This window comes from Desertivibrio insolitus (genome assembly GCF_017355965.1).
Lineage (GTDB): Bacteria > Actinomycetota > Actinomycetes > Actinomycetales > Microbacteriaceae > JAFIQW01.
The window spans coordinates 117034-136959 of record NZ_JAFIQW010000004.1; the positions used below are offsets into that span (position 1 = coordinate 117034).

Below are 19926 nucleotides of genomic sequence, written 5' to 3' on the forward strand. Positions count from 1 at the left end.
CGACGTCGGGCTCCACCGGTCGGCTTCCGATGCGGAGCGCGCCCGTCGGCCGGCCGGTCCCGACGCCGGGCCTCCGGGTCTCCGCCGTATGAGAACGTGAGGAGGTGACGGAGTGGCTGCAAGCAGGACTGTGGGGACTCGCTAGCGGCGCGATGCTGGTCGTCGGCGCGGCCATCGCCTGGTTCGTCCGGGTGCCCAGCCGTGTCGTCGCCGGCGTCATGGCGTTCGGGGCCGGCGTGCTGATCTCGGCCCTCGCGTTCGAGCTCGTCGAGGAGGCCACCGACACGGGCGGTCTCGGTCCCGCGGTGCTCGGCTTCGCGGTCGGCGCCCTCGTCTACCTCGCGGCGACGCTCGCGCTCGATCGCCTCGGCGCGCGGCACCGCAAGCGCAGCGGCGACCAGCAGTCGAGGGAGGACGAGAAGTCCGGCAGCGGCCTCGCGATCGCCGTCGGGGCCCTGCTCGACGGGGTTCCGGAGTCGATCGTGCTCGGGCTGAGCCTCGTCGGCGGTGGCGGCGTCAGCGTCGTCGTCTTCGCCGCGATCGCGATCTCCAACCTGCCGGAGGGGCTCAGCAGCGCGGCCGGAATGAAGAATGCGGGGCGGAGCGCCCGCTACGTCTTCGGGGTGTGGGGCGGCATCGCACTCGCCTCCGCACTCGCCGCTGCCCTCGGCAACCTCGCTCTCGCCGACGCCTCGCCCGCGACCGTCGGCTTCATCACGACGATCGCCGCCGGCGCGATCCTCACGATGCTCGCCGACACGATGATCCCCGAGGCGTTCGAGAAGGCGCACGCGTTCACCGGAGTGATCACGGCCGCGGGGTTCCTCGTCGCCTTCGCCCTGTCCAATCTAGGCTAGGCGGCCGGAACGACGACGAGCCCGCCACCTCGGTGACGGGCTCGTCGTGGCGCTCGACGCGTGTCAGTCGTCCGGGCCCTCGCCCACGGAGTCGAACTGCGGGTCGTCGGCCTCGGCGATGTCGATCTGCTCGTCGGCCAGCTCGAGAGGGTCGGTCCCCTCGGTCGAGTCCGGGTTGTTCAGGCCGCCCTTGCCGGGGATCGCCTGACCGTCCTGCGGCAGGTCGGGATATGCGTTGCTCATCGGCTCATCCCTTCTTCGGGTCGAGGTCGTCCTCGTCGGCGACGATGTTGCCCTCGATCAGCGCGTTGGGGTTGCCGTCCACCCGGCCGCCGTCCTGGTCGGTCGGCGCGGCGTCGACGTTCTCCGTCGCGGCACCGAACGCGGAGTCGTCGGTCGCGGTCAGCGTGGCCTCGCCCTTCTCGAGCGGGTCGGCATCCGCCGCGGTCTGCGCGTTGCCGTCGCCCGGCGCACCGTCGGTGTCGCCGAACTGCGACTCCCCGAGCTTCTGGTACATCGGGTCGTCCTGCAGCTGGTCGGTCGCCTGGTCCTGCGCCGCCTGGCTGCCGGTGACGCTGCCGCCCCCGTTGCCGTCCTGGCTGTTCGTGGTCATGGTTCTCCTTCCGTACGACGAAGGGCCGAGCCTCTCGGCCCGGCCCTTCGCACGTCACTGGTCCGGACGTTCGAGCTCGTCCTCGACTGTCGAGTCGAGCTCCGTGTCCGTTCCGATGTCGCCGTCCGCGGCGTCGGTGAGGTAGTCGGTCATGCCGACGCCGATCGCCGCTTCGGGTGACTCCGGGTTCTCGATGCCGCCGGTGCCGGGCACGGCCCCCGCGTCATCCGTGTTGATGTCGTTCCTGAGGTGATCCGCTGGTCCGCCCATCAGTCCTTCTTCGCCTTGGGGTCGATCTCGGCCCGCTCACCGGTGCGCTCGTTGGGGTCGCTCGGGAAGTCGAGGTCGATCTCGGCCGGCATCGTGAAATCCGTCTCGGGGTCGCCTTCCCGACGGTCGGGCTCCCGGTCGGTCATCAGGAACTCGGGGTCGGGGTGCCGGTCGCCGGGTTGGTCGAGCCGGTCGTGACGCCGCCGGTCGTCGTCGCGGACGTGCCGGTGGCGCCGCCCGTGCTGGAACCGCTCGTGTCGGTGCCGGTCGAACCGGAGCCGGACGAGCCGGAGCCGCTGCCGGACGAGTCGGAGCCGCTCTCGGTCGAGGTCGAGTCCTTGAGGTACGACTTCAGCGACTCGGGGGTCTTCTCGTCGATCGTCGACTTCGCCTGGTCGACGAGGCGCTGCACCTGGGGCTTCTCCCACAGGCCGCTCGCGGTCGACTTGATCTTCTCGTACTGCTGACGACCCGCGGCCGATCCGAGCAGGTAGCCGACGGCGGCGCCGACGAGGAAGGTGAACTTACGCATGTTCCGTCTCCTTGTGGTTGTTGGGTGCGGTTCGAGGGCGTCTACTGCTGAGACGTGTCGAGGTCGTCGCGGTCGACGTCGTAGTCGGAACCTTCGGCACCGCTCAGGGCGCTCGGCTCGGACGGCGTCTCCGCGTCGGTGCCGGCGGCCGAGGACACGCCGACGACCTTCGGTCCCGGGAGGTCCTCGGTGCTGACCGTGTAGTCGTCGTTCCCGTTCGCGGTGAGCGAGTCGCGCACGTCATCCGACTGCCCCTGGTCGACGGCCGCTTCGGTGATCGCGTCGTTCGGGATCGGCTGCTTGCTGCTCTGGGTGTCTTCCACATCGCTCATTCCTCCACACTATGAGCGCCCCTCCGCGCCCCGGCTGGCTTCCGGACAACGCACAGGGCTTGTTGAGCAATCGTCGGGAGCCCCCGGAGTTTGAGAGACTGGCGCGATGCTGCTCGAGCGCCTTCCCACCGGTGACGAGGCGCGGAACGACCCCGACGGGGTGTACGCCGCCTTCGTCGACTGGGTCGAGGAGGGCGGCATCTCGCTCTACCCGGCCCAGGACGAGGCGCTCATCGAGATCGTCTCCGGCAACAACGTCGTGCTCAGCACGCCGACCGGCACGGGCAAGTCGCTCGTCGCGGTGGGCGCGCACGCGGCCGCCGTCGCGGCCGGGGGGCGCAGCTACTACACCGCGCCGATCAAAGCCCTGGTCAGTGAGAAGTTCTTCGCCCTCGTCGACGTCTTCGGGGCGGAGAACGTCGGCATGGTCACGGGCGACAGCTCGGTCAACGCCGACGCCCCGATCGTGTGCTGCACGGCGGAGATCCTCGCCAACCTCGCGCTGCGTCAGGGCCCGGATGCCGCGATCGATCAGGTCGTGATGGACGAGTTCCACTTCTACGCCGACCCCGAGCGGGGCTGGGCCTGGCAGGTGCCGCTCCTCGTGCTCGAGCGCGCCCAGTTCGTGCTGATGTCGGCGACGCTCGGCGACATGAGCGACCTCGCCGCCGACCTCACGCAACGGACGAAGCGCGAGACCGCGCTCGTGACGGGCGTCGAGCGCCCGGTGCCGCTGCACTACAGCTACGCGCTGTCGCCGGTGCACGAGACGGTCGACGAGCTGCTGCACACCGCCCAGTCGCCGGTCTACGTCGTGCACTTCTCCCAGGCGGATGCCCTCGAGCGCGCGCAGGCGCTGACGAGCGCGAAGATCGCGAGCCGAGAGCAGCGCGACGCGATCGCGGAGGCGATCGGCGACTTCCGCTTCACCACCAACTTCGGCCGCACCCTGTCGCGCCTGCTGCGCTCCGGGGTGGGCGTGCACCACGCGGGGATGCTGCCCAAGTACCGCCGACTCGTCGAACAGCTGGCGCAGCGCGGGCTGCTCCGGGTCATCTGCGGCACCGACACGCTCGGAGTGGGCATCAACGTGCCCATCCGCAGCGTGCTGCTGACCGCGCTCACGAAGTTCGACGGCACGCGGATGCGGCAGCTCAACGCCCGCGAGTTCCACCAGATCGCCGGGCGCGCCGGACGCGCCGGCTTCGACACCGCCGGCACGGTCGTCGTGCAGGCGCCCGAGCATGAGATCGAGAACCAGCGCGCCCTCGAGAAGGCGGGCGACGATCCGAAGAAGCGGCGCAAGATCGTGCGCAAGAAGCCGCCGGAGGGCTTCGTCAGCTGGGGGCGTGGCAGCTTCGACCGGCTGATCGTCGCCGAGCCCGAACGGCTCGAGTCACGGATGCAGATCACCTCGGCGATGATCATCAACGTCATCGCCCGGGGCGGGGACGCGTTCGCGAACGTGCGCTCGCTCGTCTTCGACAATCACGAGCCGATGCCGCGCCGCTACGCGCTCGCCCGACGCGCGCTCGCGATCTTCCGCACGCTGCGGCAGGCGGGCATCGTCGAGGTGACCGCCGCCGGCGACATCCGGCTCACCGTCGACCTGCAGCCGAACTTCGCGCTCAACCAGCCGCTGTCGCCCTTCGCCCTCGCGGCGATCGAGCTGCTCGACCCCGAGGACTCGGCGTACGCGCTCGATGTCGTGAGCGTCGTCGAGGCGACGCTCGACGATCCGCGTCCGGTGCTCGCGGAGCAGCAGTTCCGCGCCAGGGGCGAGGCCGTCGCCGCCATGAAGCGGGAGGGCGTCGAGTACGAGGAGCGGATGGAGCTGCTCGAGGACGTCACCTGGCCTCAGCCGCTCGCGGAGCTGCTCGAGCAGGCGTACGAGACGTTCGCCTCGACACAGGCGTGGGTGCGCGACTTCTCGCTGGCTCCGAAGTCGGTCGTGCGCGACATGTACGAGAAGGCGATGACGTTCGCCGAGTTCGTCGGCTACTACAAGCTCGCCCGGAGCGAGGGGCTCGTGCTGCGGTACCTCTCGAACGCCTACCGCGCGATCCGGCAGACAGTGCCGGCGACCGCCCGCAATCAGGAGCTCGAAGACATCGTGGAGTGGCTCGGCGAGCTCGTCCGTCAGGTGGACTCGAGCCTGCTCGACGAGTGGGAGCAACTCGTGAACCCGCGGGAGGTGCTCGAGGGTCCCGTCGTCCCGCCGCCGCCGCCGGATGTCACGACGAACCGTCGCGCCTTCACGGTGCTCGTGCGCAACGAGCTGTTCCGCCGGGTGCAGCTCGCCGCGCAGGAGCGCTGGGGCGACCTCGGCGAGCTCGACGGCGGGGTCGGCTGGCACTCCCTGCGATGGGCCGAGGCGCTCGACCCCTACTGGGACGAGCACGACGAGATCCTCACCGGACCGGACGCGCGGAGTCCGAAGATGCTCCTCATCGAGGAGCTCCCCGGGTCGTGGCGGGTGTGCCAGATCCTGGACGACCCCGAGGGCGACCACGACTGGGGCATCTCCGCCGAGGTCGATCTCGCCGCCTCGGCGGAGCAGGGCGTCGCGGTCGTCGCGGTCACCGACGTCGGCCGGCTGTAGAACGAGGAAGGGCCCCGCCGGTTCCCCGGCGGAGCCCTCCGTTCCGGACGACCCTTACTTCGCGAGCACCGCGAGCAGGTCGGCCTTGGTCATCCGCGAGTAGCCCGCGATGCCGCGCGACTTGGCCTCGTCGCGCAGGCGCTGGACAGTCCAGGTCGAGTCGGGCGCAGCGCCGGACCCGGTGCCGAGGCTCGGCGCGTCGTCGCTCGTCCTGGCCGTCGCGGGCGCGAGCGGCTCGCCGGTGGCGGGGGCGTCCGCGACGGTCTCGTTGCTGCCGCCGTGCAGGTCGGCTGCCGGGGTGTCCGCGGGCTGCGCGAGGTCGTCGGAGTGCTTCTGCTCTTCGGGCACCGCCACCTCGAGGTCACCGCCGGGCTCGACCTCGGTCGCCGCGGCGGCCGTCGTGGTCGGAGCGGCGACGGAGGGGGTCTCCGACTCGGTGTCGCGGTCCTTCACGGGGACCTGGACGCCGTGCAGCGCCTGGGTCGCACGCGGGCTACGGGTGAACAGTCGCTTGATGAAGTTGGCCATGTGCTGTGTCGAATCTTTCGCGAGAAGTCGTGGGGATGGGCGGAGGCGCCCCTAGTCTGCCCGATGCCTCTTGATCCTGAGGGAATTCTCAGGAGGTCGTGTCGCCGCGCGACTGGCCCACGAGCACGTCCCAGAAGTACTGCAGATGACCGACCATGTCGACGCTCGGGTCGACCAGCCACTGCGTCTGCAGCCCGTCGGCGGCCGCGATGATCAACCGGGCGACACGCTCGGCGTCGAGCTGCTGCGGCACCTCGCCGCGGCGCTGTCGCTCCTCGATCGCCTGCCGCACGAGCGAGATCACGGTGGGATAGCGCTCGGTGAAGAACCGCCGCGACGGGGAGTCGGGATCGGTCTCGACCGTCGCGGCCATCGCCGTGTACAGCGCGACGAGCCCGGGCACCTCGGCGTTGGCGCGCATCGTGTCGAGGAAGCCGTGGATGGTGTCGCTCTCGCCCGCCCGCTCGACCGCGAGGGCGTCGCGCCGACGGAGCACCTCGACGAGCAGTTCCTCGCGCGAGGCGAAGTGGTGCAGAACGCCCGCCTTGGTGATACCGACGGCGTCGGCGATCTGCTGGATCGAGGCGTTCGTGAAGCCTGAGGTCGCGATGGTGTTCAGTGCGGCCTCGAGGATGTCGCTGCGCTTCCGCTCGCCCTTGCGGTAGCTGCCACGCGGAGTCGTCGTGCTCACCGGTCCTCCGTCCCAGGGCTCGTCATTGGGCCCGGAACCAACTCTACGGCTCCACGGAAGACCCTGATCAGTCGGGTTCCTGGACACTGCTACGGTCGAAGGATGAGCAAGGACGACGCGGTTCTCGACGACGCCCCCATGGAGTCCACGAAGCGGTGGCGGATCATCGGACCCGGTCTCGTCGTCGCGGCGACGGGCATCGGCGCCGGCGACCTCGTCGCCACCCTCGTCGCCGGCAGCCGCTTCGGCTACACGCTGCTCTGGGCGGCCGTGCTCGGCGTCGTGATCAAGATCGCCCTCGTCGAGGGAGCCGGCCGCTACACCCTGGCCACCGGCCGCACGATCTTCCAGGGCTGGCGCTCGCTCGGCCGCTGGACGACCTTCTACTTCGCCCCCTACATCGTCATCTGGGGCTTCGTCTACGGCGCCGCCGCGATGTCGAGCTCGGCCCTGCCGCTGAAGGCGATGTTCCCGGGCGTCGACCTCAAGGTGTTCGCGATCGCGTGCGGTCTGGCCGGCGCCGCCCTCGTCTGGTTCGGCCGCTACCGCTTCTTCGAGAAGGTCATCGCGGTCTTCGTCGGCATCATGTTCGTGACTGTCGTCGGCGCCGCGATCGCGACCCTGCCGAACATCCCGCAACTGCTCGCCGGTCTCGTGCCGCGGATCCCGGAGAACTCCCTCGTCTACACGCTCGGCCTCGCCGGCGGCGTGGGCGGCACGATCACCCTCGCCGCCTACGGCTACTGGCTGCGGGAGAAGGGCTGGGTCGCCCCGCGCTGGATGAAGGTCATGCGGCTCGACAACGCGGTCGCCTACGTCGTCTCGGGCATCTTCGTCATCTCGATGCTCGTCGTCGGCGCGGAGCTGCTCTACTCCGCCGACCTCACGATCGGCGACGGCGAGGCCGGGCTCGTCGACCTCGCGGCGATCCTCGGCGAGCGGTACGGCACGTTCATGACGTACTTCTTCCTGATCGGGTTCTTCGCCTCGTCGTTCTCCTCCGTGCTCGGCGTGTGGAACGGCGTCTCGTTGATGTTCGCCGACTTCGTCGGCACCCTCCGCGGGCTCGACGAGGACGACCCCCGCCGTCTGAGCGGCGGCCTGTACTACCGCCTGTTCATCGTGCTGCTGACGATCCCGCCGATGTCGCTGCTGTTCCTCGGCCAGCCGATCGCGCTGATCGTCGCGTACGGAGTGCTCGGCGCGCTGTTCATGCCCTTCCTCGCGATCACGCTGCTCGTGCTGCTCAACACCTCGCGCACGCCGGCGCAGTGGCGCAACGGCTGGTTGGCGAACGGCATCCTGGGCCTCTGCGCCGCGCTCTTCATCGGCCTCGCGATCAACGAACTCGTGCGGGTGCTCGGCACGCTCTGACCTCGGCGCTAGGGTTCGAGCAGGCGCGCGATCCGCGCCTGACCGAGGAGCGACGACGGCGACGCGACCCGTGCCGTCGAGGAAAGGACGAGCGGATGTCAGAAGACACCCTGTCCGGCGAGACCCGAGACGACGACGACGTCGACGTGACGCCGGTGAGCGGCCAGCCGGTGAGACTCGAGCGGGACTCGCTGGGGGAGCGCGAGGTGCCGGCGGAGGCGTACTGGGGCATCCACACGCTGCGCGCCCGCGAGAACTTCCCGATCACCCGGCGCACCATCTCGGTGTTCCCCGATCTGCTCACCGCGTTCGCCTGCGTCAAGCAGGCGGCCGCGCGCGCCAACGCCGAGCTCGGCGTGCTCGACCGGCACAAGGCCGACGTGATCGACCGCGTGTGCGACGAGATCCGTGCGGGCAGGCTGCGCGACAGCTTCATCGTCGGCGTCATCCAGGGCGGCGCCGGCACCTCGACGAACATGAACGTCAACGAGGTGATCGCGAACCGCGGGCTCGAGCTGATGGGCCACGGGCGCGGGCAGTACGAGCACCTGCATCCGATCGACGACGTCAACCGCAGCCAGTCGACGAACGACGTCTACCCGACCGCGATCAAGCTCGCGATGGTGCTGTCGCTGCGCCGGCTGCTCGCCGAGCACGACCTGCTCACGCAGGCGTTCGCGCGCAAGGGCGAGGAGTTCGCGCACGTGCTCAAGGTCGGCCGCACCCAGCTGCAGGACGCCGTTCCGATGACGCTCGGGCAGGAGTTCATGGGGTTCTCGCACACGATGCGCGAGGACTACGAGCGGCTGCTCGAGACCGTGCCGTGGCTCGGCGAGATCAACCTCGGCGCGACCGCGATCGGCACCGGAATCACCGCCGACCCGCGCTACGCGAAGACAGTGCGGCGGCACCTCGCCGAGATCACGGGGGAGGACATCCAGACGGCGCCCGACCTGATCGAGGCGACGAGCGACACCGGCGTCTTCATGGCGCTGAGCGGCATCCTCAAGCGCGCCGCGGTCAAGCTCTCGAAGATCTGCAACGACCTGCGGCTGCTCTCGAGCGGCCCGCAGGCCGGGCTCGGCGAGATCCAGCTGCCGCCGCGACAGGCCGGGTCGTCGATCATGCCGGGCAAGGTGAACCCGGTCATCCCCGAGGTGGTCAACCAGGTCGCGTTCTCGGTGATCGGCACGGACGCCACGGTGACCGCGGCCGCGGAGGCCGGTCAGCTCCAGCTCAACGCGTTCGAGCCGGTGATCGCGCACAGCCTGCTGCAGTCGCTCGCCTGGATGACGAACGCCTGCCGCACGCTGCGCGTCAACTGCGTCGACGGGATCACGGCGAACGTGACGCGGCTCACCGCGCAGGTGGCGACCAACGTCGGCGTCGTCACGGCGCTCACGCCCTACATCGGCTACGCCGCGAGCGCGTCGCTGGCGCACGAGGCGCTGACGACGGATGCCTCGATCAAGCAGCTCGTCGTCGAGCGCGGGCTCATGTCGGTCGACGAGGTCGAGAGCGTGCTCTCACCGGAGCGGTTGAGCGGCATCGAGGCGATCACGGCCGCGCTGCCGCTCGCGTCGGTCGAGCAGGCCCTCGAGGAGGCCAGGACCGACCCCGAGCGCCAGGAGGAGGCGGAGCGGGCGCAGTAGGCGTCTGCTCCCGAAGCTGCTCCTTCGGCGGTCGAGTAGCGCCGCAGACGCGTATCGAGACCCGGCGGCCCTGGCTACACGCCCTCTTCGCCGGCCGGGGACGCCCCGCGCGCGGTCGCGCGCTCCCGGATCTCCCGGCTCGCGCGCTCGTCCTCTGCTCGGTGCCGGGCGATCATGAGCGTCCGGGCGCTGTCCCGCGCGGGCAGGTGGATGACCTCTTCCGACGGGATGCCGGCGCGTAGCTGCCGCGCCCGCACGATCTCCGCGTCGAGGTTCGCGCCGAACACGAGCACGAGGTTGGTGATGTACAGCCAGAGCAGCAGCACGAAGGAGCCGCCGAGCCAGCCGTACACCCGGTCGTACCGCGCGACGGTCGTGACGTAGAGCGCGAAGCCCGCGGTGGCGAGTGCCCAGGCGACGATCGCGACGACGGCCCCGTAGCTGACCCAGCGGAAGCGCGGGTGTCGGATGTTCGGGGTGAAGAAGTAGAGCACCGCGACCACGGCGATCGCGACGGCGAGGATCACCGGCCACTTGCCGACGTTCCACAGCGTCAGCCACGGCTCGCCGAACCCGATGCTCTCCGCGATCGCGGCGGAGACGGTGGGCGTGAGCAGCAGCATCGCACCGATGAGCGCGAACGCGGCGAGCACCGCGACGGTCACGAGCATCATGAGCGAACGGAACTTCCAGAGCTTGCGTCCCTCCTCGATCTCGTAGGCGACGTTGACGGCGCGGCCGAAGGCCGTCGCGTACGCGGAGAACGACCAGAGGGCCAGCGTGAGCCCGAGGGCGAGCCCGATCCCGGGATTGGCGAGGGTGAGGAGCGCTTCGAGCGGATCCCGCAGGGTCTCCACCGTGTCGCGGCGCACGAACTCGTCGGCGATCGTGAGCAGTTCCTCGACCGCGAAGTCGCGGTCGGTCGCGAGCGCGAAGGCCGAGGCGACGCTCAGGGCCCCGGGGAAGATCGCGAGGGTCGCGAAGAAGGTGAGTGCCGCCGCAGAGTCGATCCCGCGGTGCCGCACGAAGCCGTGCGCGGCCCGGCGCAGCACGAGCATCCAGTCGCCGCGCTCGAGGTCGCGGCTCGTCGGATGACTCATAGCGGTCGATCGTACGGGCGCCGCACGGCCTCCTTCGGCGCCCGTCTCGAAACCTTCGAAACCTCCGAAACGTTCGGTTGATATGTCGAAACTCGCAACTTATGTTGGAAAGCGTCCGGTGCGCCGGACAGGCAACGACGCCGATCGGAAGGTTCCACATGCACATCCGTACCCCACGCCGAGCCACCCGCCTCGCGGTCACCGCTGCAGCGGCGACCGCCCTCGTCCTCGCCGGCACCCTGCCGGCGACGGCGGCGAACGGCAAGCACCCCTCGCTGCGCGACGCGGCCCCCGCCGATCTCGTGATCGGCACCGCCGCGGCCGGCGGCGGCCACCACCTCGCTCAGGACTACGAGGGCCTGGAGCCGGGCCAGTCCCCGTTCCTGCACGACCAGCAGTACCGCCGCGAGCTGAAGCACGAGTTCAGCTCCCTCTCGCCCGAGAACCAGATGAAGTGGGAGTTCATCCATCCTGAGCAGGGGCGGTACGACTTCGCCGAGGCGGACGCCATCGTCAAGTTCGCCCGCCAGCACAAGCAGGACGTGCGCGGGCACACCCTGCTCTGGCACAGCCAGAACCCCGCCTGGGTCGAGGAGGGCGACTTCACCGCCGAGGAGCTCCGCGCCGTCCTGAAGGACCACATCCAGACCCTCGTCGGCCGCTACAAGGGCCAGATCGACCAGTGGGACGTCGCGAACGAGATCTTCGACGAGGGAGGAAATCTCCGCACGAGCGAGAACATCTGGATCAGGGAGCTCGGGCCCGGCATCATCGCCGACGCGTTCCGCTGGGCTCACGAAGCCGACCCCGACGCGAAGCTGTTCTTCAACGACTACAACGTCGAGTGGAAGGGCCCGAAGAGCAACGCGTACTACGCGCTCATCCAGGATCTGCTGAAGCAGGACGTGCCGGTCGACGGATTCTCGGTGCAGGGCCACCTGAGCACGCAGTACGGCTTCCCGGGCGACCTGCGGGAGAACCTCCAGCGCTTCGACGACCTCGGCCTCGAGACCGCGATCACGGAGCTCGACGTGCGCATGAACGTGCCGGAGGGACAGCAGCCGACCGAGTCCCAGCTGGCGCAGCAGGCCGACTACTACCAGCAGGCGCTCGAGGCCTGCCTCGCCGTCGACGACTGCAACTCCTTCACCATCTGGGGCTTCACCGACCGCTACTCGTGGGTGCCGGTGTTCTTCACGGGCGAGGGCTTCGCGAACGTCATGACCGAGGACTACGAGCGCAAGCCCGCGTACTACGCACTGCGCGACACGCTCCTCGCGGCCGCGGGCGGGAAGTAGTCCGCGAATCAGCCACGGCGACCACGGAAGGCCCCCGCTCGCGCGGGGGCCTTCCTCGTTCCGTCGATCAGGCGCGACCGAGGAGCCGTCGGCGCCACCGGAACATCGGGGTCTCCCGCCAGCCGTGCACCGCGAAGGTCGTCCACGCGCGTCGCACGCGCTTGAGCATCGCGCGCGGGTCGCGGAACGGTCGACCGGAGATCGCGACGACGAGGTCGGGGTCGTAGACGACGACCTCGGCGGGGGAGAAGTGGAAGCTGAGGTCGAGGTCGTCGTGCACGTCGTCGTGACGGTGCACCTCGGGCGACACGCGCCGCCAGACATCCGTCCGCATCGCGAAGTTCGAGCCGAACACCGGACGCCGCGCGAGCCCGCCGCCGCAGAGCACGAAGTACGCGCGCATGTAGAACAGCTGCGCGAGCCCGGATGCCACCGGCCCGAGGTCGTGGAAGCGCCCGCGACCCGTCACCGCGATCGCCTCTCGGCGTTGCTCGAGTGTGATGCGCACCCGCTCGAGCCAGTCGGCGTCGGGCCGGGAGTCGGCGTCGAGCCGGGCGATCACGTCGCCGGTCGCCTCGTCGTACCCCCGTGCGGCGGCCGACGGGATGCCCGGCACGGGCTCGGCGACGACGCGCGCGCCGGCCTCGCGGGCGACGGTCACAGTGTCATCCGTCGAGCCGTTGTCGACGACGACGATCTCGTGCGGCTGCAGGGTCTGTGCGCGCAGGCGAGCGAGGCACTCGCGCAGTTCCTCGGCGTCGTCCTTCACCGGGATCACGACCGAGATCCTCATTCCGGCGCCACCTCGTCGGGGCTCTTGTCCGGCCGCCAGCCCCGCCACACCGGATGCCGCAGATGCCCCGCCGGTGTCCACTCCGTGAACTCGACCTCGCCCACGAGCGTCGGCTCGACCCAGTGCGCGTCGCGGCGGTCCTCCCTCGGCACGTCGAGGAACGGCGGGTCGGTGCGTTCGAGGCCGGCGAGGGTCCGCATCGCGTCGGCGAGCGCACGCTCGGTGAATCCCGAGCCCGCGCGGCCCACGTACCGGAGGCCGTCGGGGCCCGGGATGCCGAGCAGCAGCGAGCCGATCGTGGAGGAGCGGTTGCCGCGGCCCTCGCGCCAGCCGCCGATCACGACATCCTGGGTGCGCGAGTGCTTGAGCTTGACCCAGGCGGTCGAACGTCGGCCAGGGGAGTAGGTGCTGGAGCGGCGCTTCGCGACGACGCCCTCGAGCCCGAGCGTGCGGCTCACCTCGAGCGCCTCGTCGAGCTCACCGTCGAACGCGGGCGGCACGTGCACGTGCTCTCCGTCGTCGACGAGCTGTTCGAGCAGCCGTCGCCGCTCGTCGTAGGGGCGCTGCGTCAGGTCCTCCCCGTCGCGCTCGAGCACGTCGAAGAGCAGCAGATCGACGCTCTGCCGCTTCCTCGCCTCGGCGACGTCGCGCGGCTTGGTGAGCTTCATCCGGGTCTGCAGGCGGCCGAAGTCCGGGCGCCCCGTGGCATCCGGAGCGATGATCTCGCCGTCGAGCACGGCGTCGACCGTCACGAGGTCGGCCAGCTCGGCGACCTCGGGGTACGTCGCGGTCACGTCGATGCCGTTGCGGCTCGCCACGCGCACCTGGTCGCCGTCGACGGTGACGATCGCCCGCACGCCGTCCCACTTCATCTCGTACGCCCAGTCCGGGCCGCGCACCTCGCCCGCCCGTCCGGCGGAGGCGAGCATCGGCGGGGTCGACGCGAGCCGCGACTCGGTCGCGCCACCGAGCACCCGTCGGGCGCCGGAGGCGGCGGCCCGGGCCGGCCGCGCTTCCGGCGTGGGCGCTGGCGCCTCGGTCGCCGCGGGAGGCGAGGCAGGAGCACGCGGGGAGTCCGCCGCGGCAGGCGACGCAGGGGCAGCTGGCGAGGCGGACCGAGCAGGAGCGGGCGGGGCGGATGCCACGGGCGGCCGCGCGTGCGTGCGCTTCTGCAGCCGCAGCGGCGGGGCGAACGGGGTCTGGTCCTTCATCAGGTGAATGAGCCAGTTCTTCTTGTCGTCCGAGCCCGCGGTGCGGATGAGCGCGACCCGCTTGCCCTGGAGTCGCTCGCCGTGCAGCACGACGATGACCTCGTCGTCGCGGAACTTCTCGAGCTCGTACGTGCCGCGGTCCCAGATCGTGACGACGCCCGCGCCGTACTCGCCCTCCGGGATCGTGCCCTCGAACGAGCCGTACTCGAGGGGGTGGTCCTCGGTCTGCACCGCGAGGTGGTTCTCGCCCGGGTCGGTCGGCACGTTCTTCGGCAGCGCCCAGCTCACGAGCACCCCGTCGTGCTCGAGGCGGAAGTCGTAGTGCAGTCGCCGGGCGTGGTGCTCCTGGATGACGAAGGAGCGGCCCTCGGACGGCGCCGGGGCCTCCGCCGGCACGGGCTCCGGAGTCTTCGCCGCGTCCCGCATCGAGCGGTAGCGCTCGAGCCGGTCGGTGCCCTCGCGACGCGGAGCGAGCGGGGCGAGCAGATCGCCGAGGTCGCGCACCCGCTCGAGCGCCTCCTGGAACGGCACGTGCGCGAGGCCCGGGTCACCGAGCTCGTCCCAGGTGCGCGGCGTCGCGACGGTCGGCCGGGCCGTGCCGCGCAGCGAGTAGGGGCAGATCGTCGTCTTGTTGCCGTTGTTCTGGCTCCAGTCGACGAGCACCTTGCCCTCGCGCAGGGACTTCTTCATGTCGCTCACCACGAGCTGGGGCATGTCCGCCTCGAGCACGCGGGCGAGCTCCTTCGCGACGGCAGAGACCCCGTCGCTCGACTGCCTTCCGTCGAGGGCGGCGTAGAGATGGATGCCTTTGCTGCCGCTCGTGACGGGAAAGGGCTCGAGCCCCATCCCGAGCAGGATCTCCCGGGCGGCGAAGGCCACCTCGGCGCACTGCTCGAGCCCGGCGCCGGGACCGGGATCGAGGTCGAGCACGATCCGGTCGGGGTTCAGTGGCTCGCCGTCCGCGTCGAACCGCCACTGCGGCACGTGCACCTCGAGCGACGCGATCTGGGCCATCCAGGTGAGCGTCGGCAGATCGTTGACGAGCGGGTACGCCTTCGCACCGCTCGAGTGCTGGATGCGCTGCCGGGGCACCCACTCGGGCGTCGACTCGTCGAGGTCCTTCTGGAAGAACACCTGCCCCTCGACGCCGTCCGGCCAGCGCTTGCGCGTCGCGGGCCGGTCGGCCGCGTGCGGGACGAGGAACGGAGCGATCTCCGCGTAGAAGGCGAGCACCTCGGCCTTGGTCGTGCCGGTCTCGGGGTAGAGCACCTTGCCGAGGTTCGTCAGCTTCAGCCGCCGACCCTCGATGGTCACGACCTGGCTGTCGCTCGGCGGCATTCCTGCATCGTATCCACCGGCGCCTGAGCGACCCTCGATCCCACTGGTGACGCCCATCCGGCTGGTGTTCACTGGGGGAATGAGATCGATCTGGAAGGGTGCGATCACCTTCGGGCTGGTCAACGTGCCGGTCAAGGTGTACTCCGCGACCGAGGACCACGACGTGCCGCTGCACCAGGTGCACGACGCCGACGGCGGCCGCATCCGTTATCAGCGCGTCTGCGAGGTCGACGGGCAGCCCGTCGACTACGAGCACATCGTCAAGGCGTACGACGACGGCGGGCGCACGGTCGTGCTCACCAAGGAGGACCTGAACTCGCTGCCGGTCGAGAAGAGCCGCGAGATCGACGTCGTCGAGTTCGTGCCGAGCGAGCAGGTCGACCCGATCATGTTCGACCGCAGCTACTACCTCGAGCCCGACTCTGCCTCGCCGAAAGCGTACGCCCTGCTGCGCGAGACCCTCGAGGCGACCGACCGCACCGCGATCGTGACGTTCTCGCTGCGTCAGAAGACCCGGCTCGCGGCGCTCCGCGTGCGCGGCGACGTCATCGTGCTGCAGACGCTGCTATGGAACGACGAGGTGCGCGAGGCCCGCTTCCCCTCGCTCGACGCCGCGCCGAAGATCTCCGAGCGCGAGCTGCAGATGAGCGAAGCCCTCGTGAAGAGCTTCGAATCGGACTTCACACCGGAGAAGTTCGTCGACGAGTACCAGACGCAGCTGCGCGAACTGATCGACGCGAAGCTCGAGCAGGGCGACGCGCTCGACACCGAGCAGACCTTCGGGGATCGCGACCGCGACGACGCGGGAGGCGGCGAGGTGCTCGACCTCATGGAGGCCCTGCGCCGCAGCGTCGAGAAGACGAGGGGCGGCAAGTCGGACGACGACGAGGCGGAGCCGAAGCGCGCGCCCGCCAAGTCGTCGTCGAAGACCCCGGCCAAGTCCACGTCGGCCAAGAGCACGGCGAAGAGCGGGACGAAGTCGTCGACCGCGTCGAAGAAGAAGACGGATGTCGCGGGCGACGAGCCCGCCGAGAAGCCCGCCCGGCGACGCACGACCAAGACGGCATGATCCCCGTCCTGCCGGGCGACTCCAGCGCGGCGTTTCTGCGCGAGGGCTACCGCTTCGGCGAGCACCGCTTCGACCGGCTGGGCTCGGACTCCTTCCACACCCGGATCGCCCTGCGTCCCGTCACGTTCCTGCGGGGACCGCGGGCGGCCGGCTTCTTCTACGAGGGAGGCCGCTTCACCCGCGCCGCCGCCCTTCCCCCCGGGGTGCAGCACCTGCTACAGGACACCGGCAGCGTGCAGCGCCTCGAGGGGCGTGAGCACGCCCACCGCAAGGCGATGTTCCTCGGCATGATGATGCCGACCGCGATGGCCGACGTGCGCCGCATCTACCGCGACGAGTGGGCGAACGCCGTCGAAGGCTGGCGCGGCTACGAGATCGAGTTCCGCCGCGAGCTGCCCGAGCTGCTGACCCGCACGGTGTGCCGCTGGGCGGGCGTCCCGCTCGAGGGCGACGAGATCGAGGCGCGGTCGGGGGAGCTTGCCGCGATGTTCGAGTACGCGGGTTCGTTCGGTCCGCCGAACTGGGCGGCGCGGGTGCGGCGGCTACGGGCGGAGGCCTGGGCGCGCCGCGTCATCCGCGAGGTGCGGGAGGGCGACCACGCGCCGGCCCCCGGGTCGCCGCTGCTCGACATCGCGACGCACCGCGGGCTGGACGGCGAGGAGCTGAGCCTGCAGGACGCGGCGACCGAGCTGCTCAACCTGCTGCGGCCGACCGTCGCGGTCGCCCGGTTCCTGGTGTTCGCCGCGCTCGCGCTGCACCATCGGCCGCAGTGGGCCGAGCGGTTCGCGGCCGGCGACGAGAGCGACCTCGAGGGCTTCGTGCTCGAGGTGCGCCGGCACGCCCCGTTCTTCCCCGCCGTCGCCGGCACGGCGGCCCACGACCTCGACTGGGAGGGCGAACGCCTCGACCAGGGGTCCTGGGTCATGCTCGACCTGTGGGCGACGAACCACGACCCCTCGGTGTGGGACGACCCCGACGAGTTCCGGCCCGAGCGCTTCCGCGGGCGGGAGCCGGGACCGAACGAGCTCGTGCCGCAGGGAGCGGGCTTCGTCGAGGGCGGCCACCGCTGCCCGGGGGAGGACCTGACGACGGAACTCATCCGCGAGACGGTGCGCCTGCTTGCCCGCGACACCCGGTACGTCGTGCCCCCGCAGGACCTCCGCGTGCGCATGAACCGCTTCCCGGCGGTGCCCAACAGCGGGCTGCGCCTGCGGGTCGCCTGACCCACGCGCCATCCGTCGGTCGAGTAGGCCTCAGCGGCCGTATCGAGACCCTCGCACTGGTGGAAGGGTCTCGATACGCGCCTGCGGCGCTACCCGACCGCCGGGTGGGCGGCGTGCCTCAGATCGGCATCCCGCCCGCGACCACGATCGTCGCGCCAGAGGTGTAGCTCGCGTCGTCGCTCGCGAGGTAGACGTACGCGCCCGCGCACTCGGCCGGCTGGCCCGGGCGGCCGTAAGGGCCGTCGGCACCGAACTGCTTGACGCTCTCCGCATCCGAGGAGTCGGGCTGCAGGTTCGTCCAGAACGGGCCGGGCGCGACGCCGTTGACCCGGATGCCGCGGGGCGCGAGCTGCTGCGCGAGCGCCTTCGTGAAGGTCACGATCGCGCCCTTCGTCGCCGCGTAGTCGAGCTTGTCGGGCGACGGAACGTTCGCCTGCACGCTCGAGGTCGTGATGATGCTGCCGCCCGCGGGGATGTACTTGAGCGCGGCCTTGCTCAGCCAGTACAGCGAGAACACGTTCGTCTTGAACGTCAGCTCGAGCTGCTTCGTCTCGAGGTCCTCGATGCTGTCGAGGTTGTTCTGGTAGCCCGCGACCATCACGAGGGTGTCGAGCCCGCCGAGCGCCTCGGCGGCCTCGTCGATCGCGGTCGTGCAGGCCTCCTCCTCGGAGATGTCGACCTGCATCGCGCGGGCCGTGACGCCGGCCTCCTCCATCGTGCGGACGGTGTCCTGGGCGCCCTCCTCGTCGCTGTGATACGTGATCACGACGTCGGCGCCCTCGCGCGCGAACGCGATCGCGGTCGCCTTGCCGATGCCCGAGTTGCCGCCGGTGAGGAACACCTTGCGGCCGCGCAGGCGGTTGTGGCCCCGGTAGCTCTGCTCACCGGCATCCGGCGGCGGACTCATCACGGGCTCGTCGCCGGAGTCGTCCACCTCGAACGGCGGGTGCGGGTACTGATCGATGGGATTGCGCAGTTCGGCCATGCCCTCAGCCAAGCCAGGCAGCCTGAGCGTGCGCTGGCCGTGCGGTCAGTGGTTCCGGCGACGCGGGTGCGCGCCGTACGGCACGACGACCCACAGCGCGATGAGCACGGCGGCCGTGACGAGCGCCGCGATGATGCCCATCGGTCGTCCGACGCCGGTGCCCGCCATGAACTCGCCGACGATGTCGAACACGAGCAGCACGACGCCGGCGATGACGAGCCCGATCGTCAGCAGGGCGAGCCGGAGGATGCGGTCGGCGGCCTCGACGATCTGGCGCTTCGCCTGCTTGCGGAAGAGCAGCCGGTGCAGGTTCACGGGCGCGAGGCTCAGCATCGTCGCCGTCACGGCGAGCGAGACGACGATCAGGTAGGCGACCATCTGGTACAGGTCGAGCTCCTCGAAGCGCGACTGGAACGGCACCGTCAGCAGGAAGCCCGTGATGATCTGCGTGCCCGTCTGCGTCACGCGCAGCTCCTGCAGCAGTTCGCTCCAGTTGCGGTCGAGCCGCTCCGCCTCGGTCTCGTCGCGGCCGCCGTCGCTCAGATCGGCGGCGCGGTCCTCAGTGCCCATGTCCGTACCGTACCCAGCGGGGCGCCGGATGCCGCGCCGCTTGACAGCGTGGTCTTGAGTGGCTCCCGAGCGGTCGCTGGGAGACCCATGGAATCGGCCCGAGCGCTTCTCCCGTCCTCGTAACGTCGAGGGGAAAGCTCATCGACAGAATCGAGGAACTGAGAACCATGCCTACCGTTGAGAAGTCCATCGACGTCAACGTCCCGATCTCCACCGCCTACAACCAGTGGACGCAGTTCGAGTCGTTCCCGCACTTCCTCGCCGGTGTCGACTCGATCACGCAGCTCGATGACAAGAACACGCACTGGAAGGTCACCGTCGGTGGCGTCACGCGCGAGTTCGACGCGACCATCACCGAGCAGCACCCCGACGAGCGTGTCGCCTGGAAGAGCACCGACGGCGAGACCCACGCCGGCGTCGTGACCTTCCACCGTCTCGCCGACGACAAGACCCGCGTGACCGTGCAGCTCGACTGGAAGCCCGAGAGCTTCGTCGAGAAGGTCGGCGCCGTCCTCCAGATCGACGACGCGCAGATCTCGAAGTCGGTCAACGACTTCAAGGACTACATCGAGTCGCAGGGTGCCGAGTCGGGCGCCTGGCGCGGCGACATCGACCGTCCCTCGGACGCGACCGGCCGCTGAGCCACCGCATCCGCTGAAGGGCGCCGGCTTCGGTCGGCGCCCTTCGTCGTGCCCGGGGCGGCAGCTGCTTCTTAGGCAGTGCGCACCGGGTCGGACGCGGTCCTCCGCCCCGTAGTGCCGGGTCGCCGCGGTCGTCCGGCGTGGCATCCGTAGGAGCGCGGGCGCCGACACGCCGCGCTCGACGTCGGTGGAGCGGCGCGTCGCCGACATCCGTCCTACGGACGCCGCAGCCCGGCCGCCGCGACCG

The 19926-nt window shown here is 70.4% G+C and carries 21 protein-coding genes; 8 read left to right on the plus strand and 13 right to left on the minus strand.

The annotated features are described in order from the left end of the window. The first annotated feature begins 104 nt into the window (after positions 1–104). Positions 105–857, plus strand: coding sequence for a ZIP family metal transporter (locus JUB10_RS10070; RefSeq protein ID WP_207456357.1), 753 nt, complete (start codon positions 105–107; stop codon positions 855–857). A gap of 63 nt (positions 858–920) precedes the next feature. On the opposite strand, the gene JUB10_RS10075 is transcribed toward JUB10_RS10070, so the two are convergent. From JUB10_RS10075 to JUB10_RS10100, 6 genes are read right to left on the minus strand one after another with little or no spacing between them, the layout of a single operon-like run. After that, positions 921–1100 carry a hypothetical protein gene (locus tag JUB10_RS10075; RefSeq protein WP_207456359.1) on the minus strand — a complete coding sequence of 60 codons (180 nt, stop codon included), beginning with the start codon at positions 1098–1100 and terminating at the stop codon, positions 921–923. Positions 1101–1104: 4 nt separating this feature from the next. Beyond that, on the minus strand, positions 1105–1470 hold the full coding sequence (locus JUB10_RS10080) for a hypothetical protein (protein ID WP_207456360.1): 366 nt from the start codon (positions 1468–1470) through the stop codon (positions 1105–1107). A 54-nt stretch (positions 1471–1524) separates the two neighbouring features. Next, the gene (locus JUB10_RS10085) at positions 1525–1740 is read right to left on the minus strand and encodes a hypothetical protein (RefSeq protein WP_207456362.1); all 216 of its coding nucleotides are present in this window, start codon (positions 1738–1740) and stop codon (positions 1525–1527) included. Next, a complete protein-coding gene (locus JUB10_RS10090) occupies positions 1740–1886 on the minus strand; it encodes a hypothetical protein (RefSeq protein WP_207456363.1) in 147 nt (48 codons plus the stop codon). The genes JUB10_RS10085 and JUB10_RS10090 overlap by 1 nt, the downstream gene beginning before the upstream one ends. Next, the gene (locus JUB10_RS10095; protein WP_207456365.1) at positions 1886–2272 is read right to left on the minus strand and encodes a YtxH domain-containing protein; all 387 of its coding nucleotides are present in this window, start codon (positions 2270–2272) and stop codon (positions 1886–1888) included. Before JUB10_RS10095 ends, JUB10_RS10090 begins: the two co-directional genes overlap by 1 nt. A 41-nt stretch (positions 2273–2313) precedes the next feature. Continuing rightward, a complete protein-coding gene (locus JUB10_RS10100; protein WP_207456366.1) occupies positions 2314–2604 on the minus strand; it encodes a hypothetical protein in 291 nt (96 codons plus the stop codon). Between the two features lie 106 nt (positions 2605–2710). Between JUB10_RS10100 and JUB10_RS10105 the strand changes: the two genes are divergently transcribed. After that, positions 2711–5206: a DEAD/DEAH box helicase gene (locus JUB10_RS10105; RefSeq protein ID WP_207456368.1), complete on the plus strand. Its 2496-nt coding sequence runs from the start codon at positions 2711–2713 to the stop codon at positions 5204–5206. A gap of 54 nt (positions 5207–5260) precedes the next feature. On the opposite strand, the gene JUB10_RS10110 is transcribed toward JUB10_RS10105, so the two are convergent. Then, on the minus strand, positions 5261–5734 hold the full coding sequence (locus JUB10_RS10110; RefSeq protein WP_207456370.1) for a Rho termination factor N-terminal domain-containing protein: 474 nt from the start codon (positions 5732–5734) through the stop codon (positions 5261–5263). Positions 5735–5822: 88 nt separating this feature from the next. After that, positions 5823–6425, minus strand: coding sequence for a TetR/AcrR family transcriptional regulator (locus JUB10_RS10115; RefSeq protein WP_207456372.1), 603 nt, complete (start codon positions 6423–6425; stop codon positions 5823–5825). Positions 6426–6527: 102 nt separating this feature from the next. On the opposite strand from JUB10_RS10115, the gene JUB10_RS10120 reads away from it, so the two are divergent. Both JUB10_RS10120 and JUB10_RS10125 read left to right on the plus strand, forming a co-directional pair. After that, complete coding sequence (locus JUB10_RS10120; RefSeq protein ID WP_207456375.1) at positions 6528–7799, plus strand: Nramp family divalent metal transporter; 1272 nt, start codon at positions 6528–6530, stop codon at positions 7797–7799. A 95-nt stretch (positions 7800–7894) separates the two neighbouring features. Beyond that, complete coding sequence (locus JUB10_RS10125) at positions 7895–9451, plus strand: aspartate ammonia-lyase (protein ID WP_207456378.1); 1557 nt, start codon at positions 7895–7897, stop codon at positions 9449–9451. A 74-nt stretch (positions 9452–9525) separates the two neighbouring features. On the opposite strand, the gene JUB10_RS10130 is transcribed toward JUB10_RS10125, so the two are convergent. After that, positions 9526–10551 (minus strand): YihY/virulence factor BrkB family protein, encoded by a 1026-nt coding sequence (locus JUB10_RS10130; RefSeq protein WP_207456379.1) that lies wholly within the window; start codon positions 10549–10551, stop codon positions 9526–9528. A gap of 158 nt (positions 10552–10709) precedes the next feature. Here JUB10_RS10130 and JUB10_RS10135 point away from each other — a divergent pair, with 158 nt between their 5' ends. Continuing rightward, positions 10710–11849 carry an endo-1,4-beta-xylanase gene (locus JUB10_RS10135; RefSeq protein ID WP_207456380.1) on the plus strand — a complete coding sequence of 380 codons (1140 nt, stop codon included), beginning with the start codon at positions 10710–10712 and terminating at the stop codon, positions 11847–11849. Between the two features lie 67 nt (positions 11850–11916). Here the strand turns inward: JUB10_RS10135 and JUB10_RS10140 are convergent, their stop codons facing one another. Then, positions 11917–12627: a glycosyltransferase family A protein gene (locus JUB10_RS10140; protein ID WP_307859188.1), complete on the minus strand. Its 711-nt coding sequence runs from the start codon at positions 12625–12627 to the stop codon at positions 11917–11919. An 11-nt stretch (positions 12628–12638) separates the two neighbouring features. After that, the gene (locus JUB10_RS10145; protein WP_207456383.1) at positions 12639–15191 is read right to left on the minus strand and encodes an ATP-dependent DNA ligase; all 2553 of its coding nucleotides are present in this window, start codon (positions 15189–15191) and stop codon (positions 12639–12641) included. Between the two features lie 79 nt (positions 15192–15270). Between JUB10_RS10145 and ku the strand changes: the two genes are divergently transcribed. After that, positions 15271–16260, plus strand: coding sequence for a non-homologous end joining protein Ku (ku, locus tag JUB10_RS10150; RefSeq protein WP_207456388.1), 990 nt, complete (start codon positions 15271–15273; stop codon positions 16258–16260). Further along, entirely contained in the window at positions 16257–17483 is a 1227-nt protein-coding gene (locus JUB10_RS10155; RefSeq protein WP_207456389.1) for a cytochrome P450, read from the plus strand. Before ku ends, JUB10_RS10155 begins: the two co-directional genes overlap by 4 nt. 118 nt (positions 17484–17601) lie before the next feature. On the opposite strand, the gene JUB10_RS10160 is transcribed toward JUB10_RS10155, so the two are convergent. Next, entirely contained in the window at positions 17602–18468 is an 867-nt protein-coding gene (locus JUB10_RS10160) for an SDR family oxidoreductase (RefSeq protein ID WP_207456390.1), read from the minus strand. A gap of 45 nt (positions 18469–18513) precedes the next feature. Further along, on the minus strand, positions 18514–19038 hold the full coding sequence (locus JUB10_RS10165; protein WP_207456391.1) for a DUF6328 family protein: 525 nt from the start codon (positions 19036–19038) through the stop codon (positions 18514–18516). Between the two features lie 167 nt (positions 19039–19205). On the opposite strand from JUB10_RS10165, the gene JUB10_RS10170 reads away from it, so the two are divergent. Continuing rightward, complete coding sequence (locus JUB10_RS10170; RefSeq protein WP_207456393.1) at positions 19206–19679, plus strand: SRPBCC family protein; 474 nt, start codon at positions 19206–19208, stop codon at positions 19677–19679. The last annotated feature ends 247 nt before the right edge of the window (positions 19680–19926 follow it).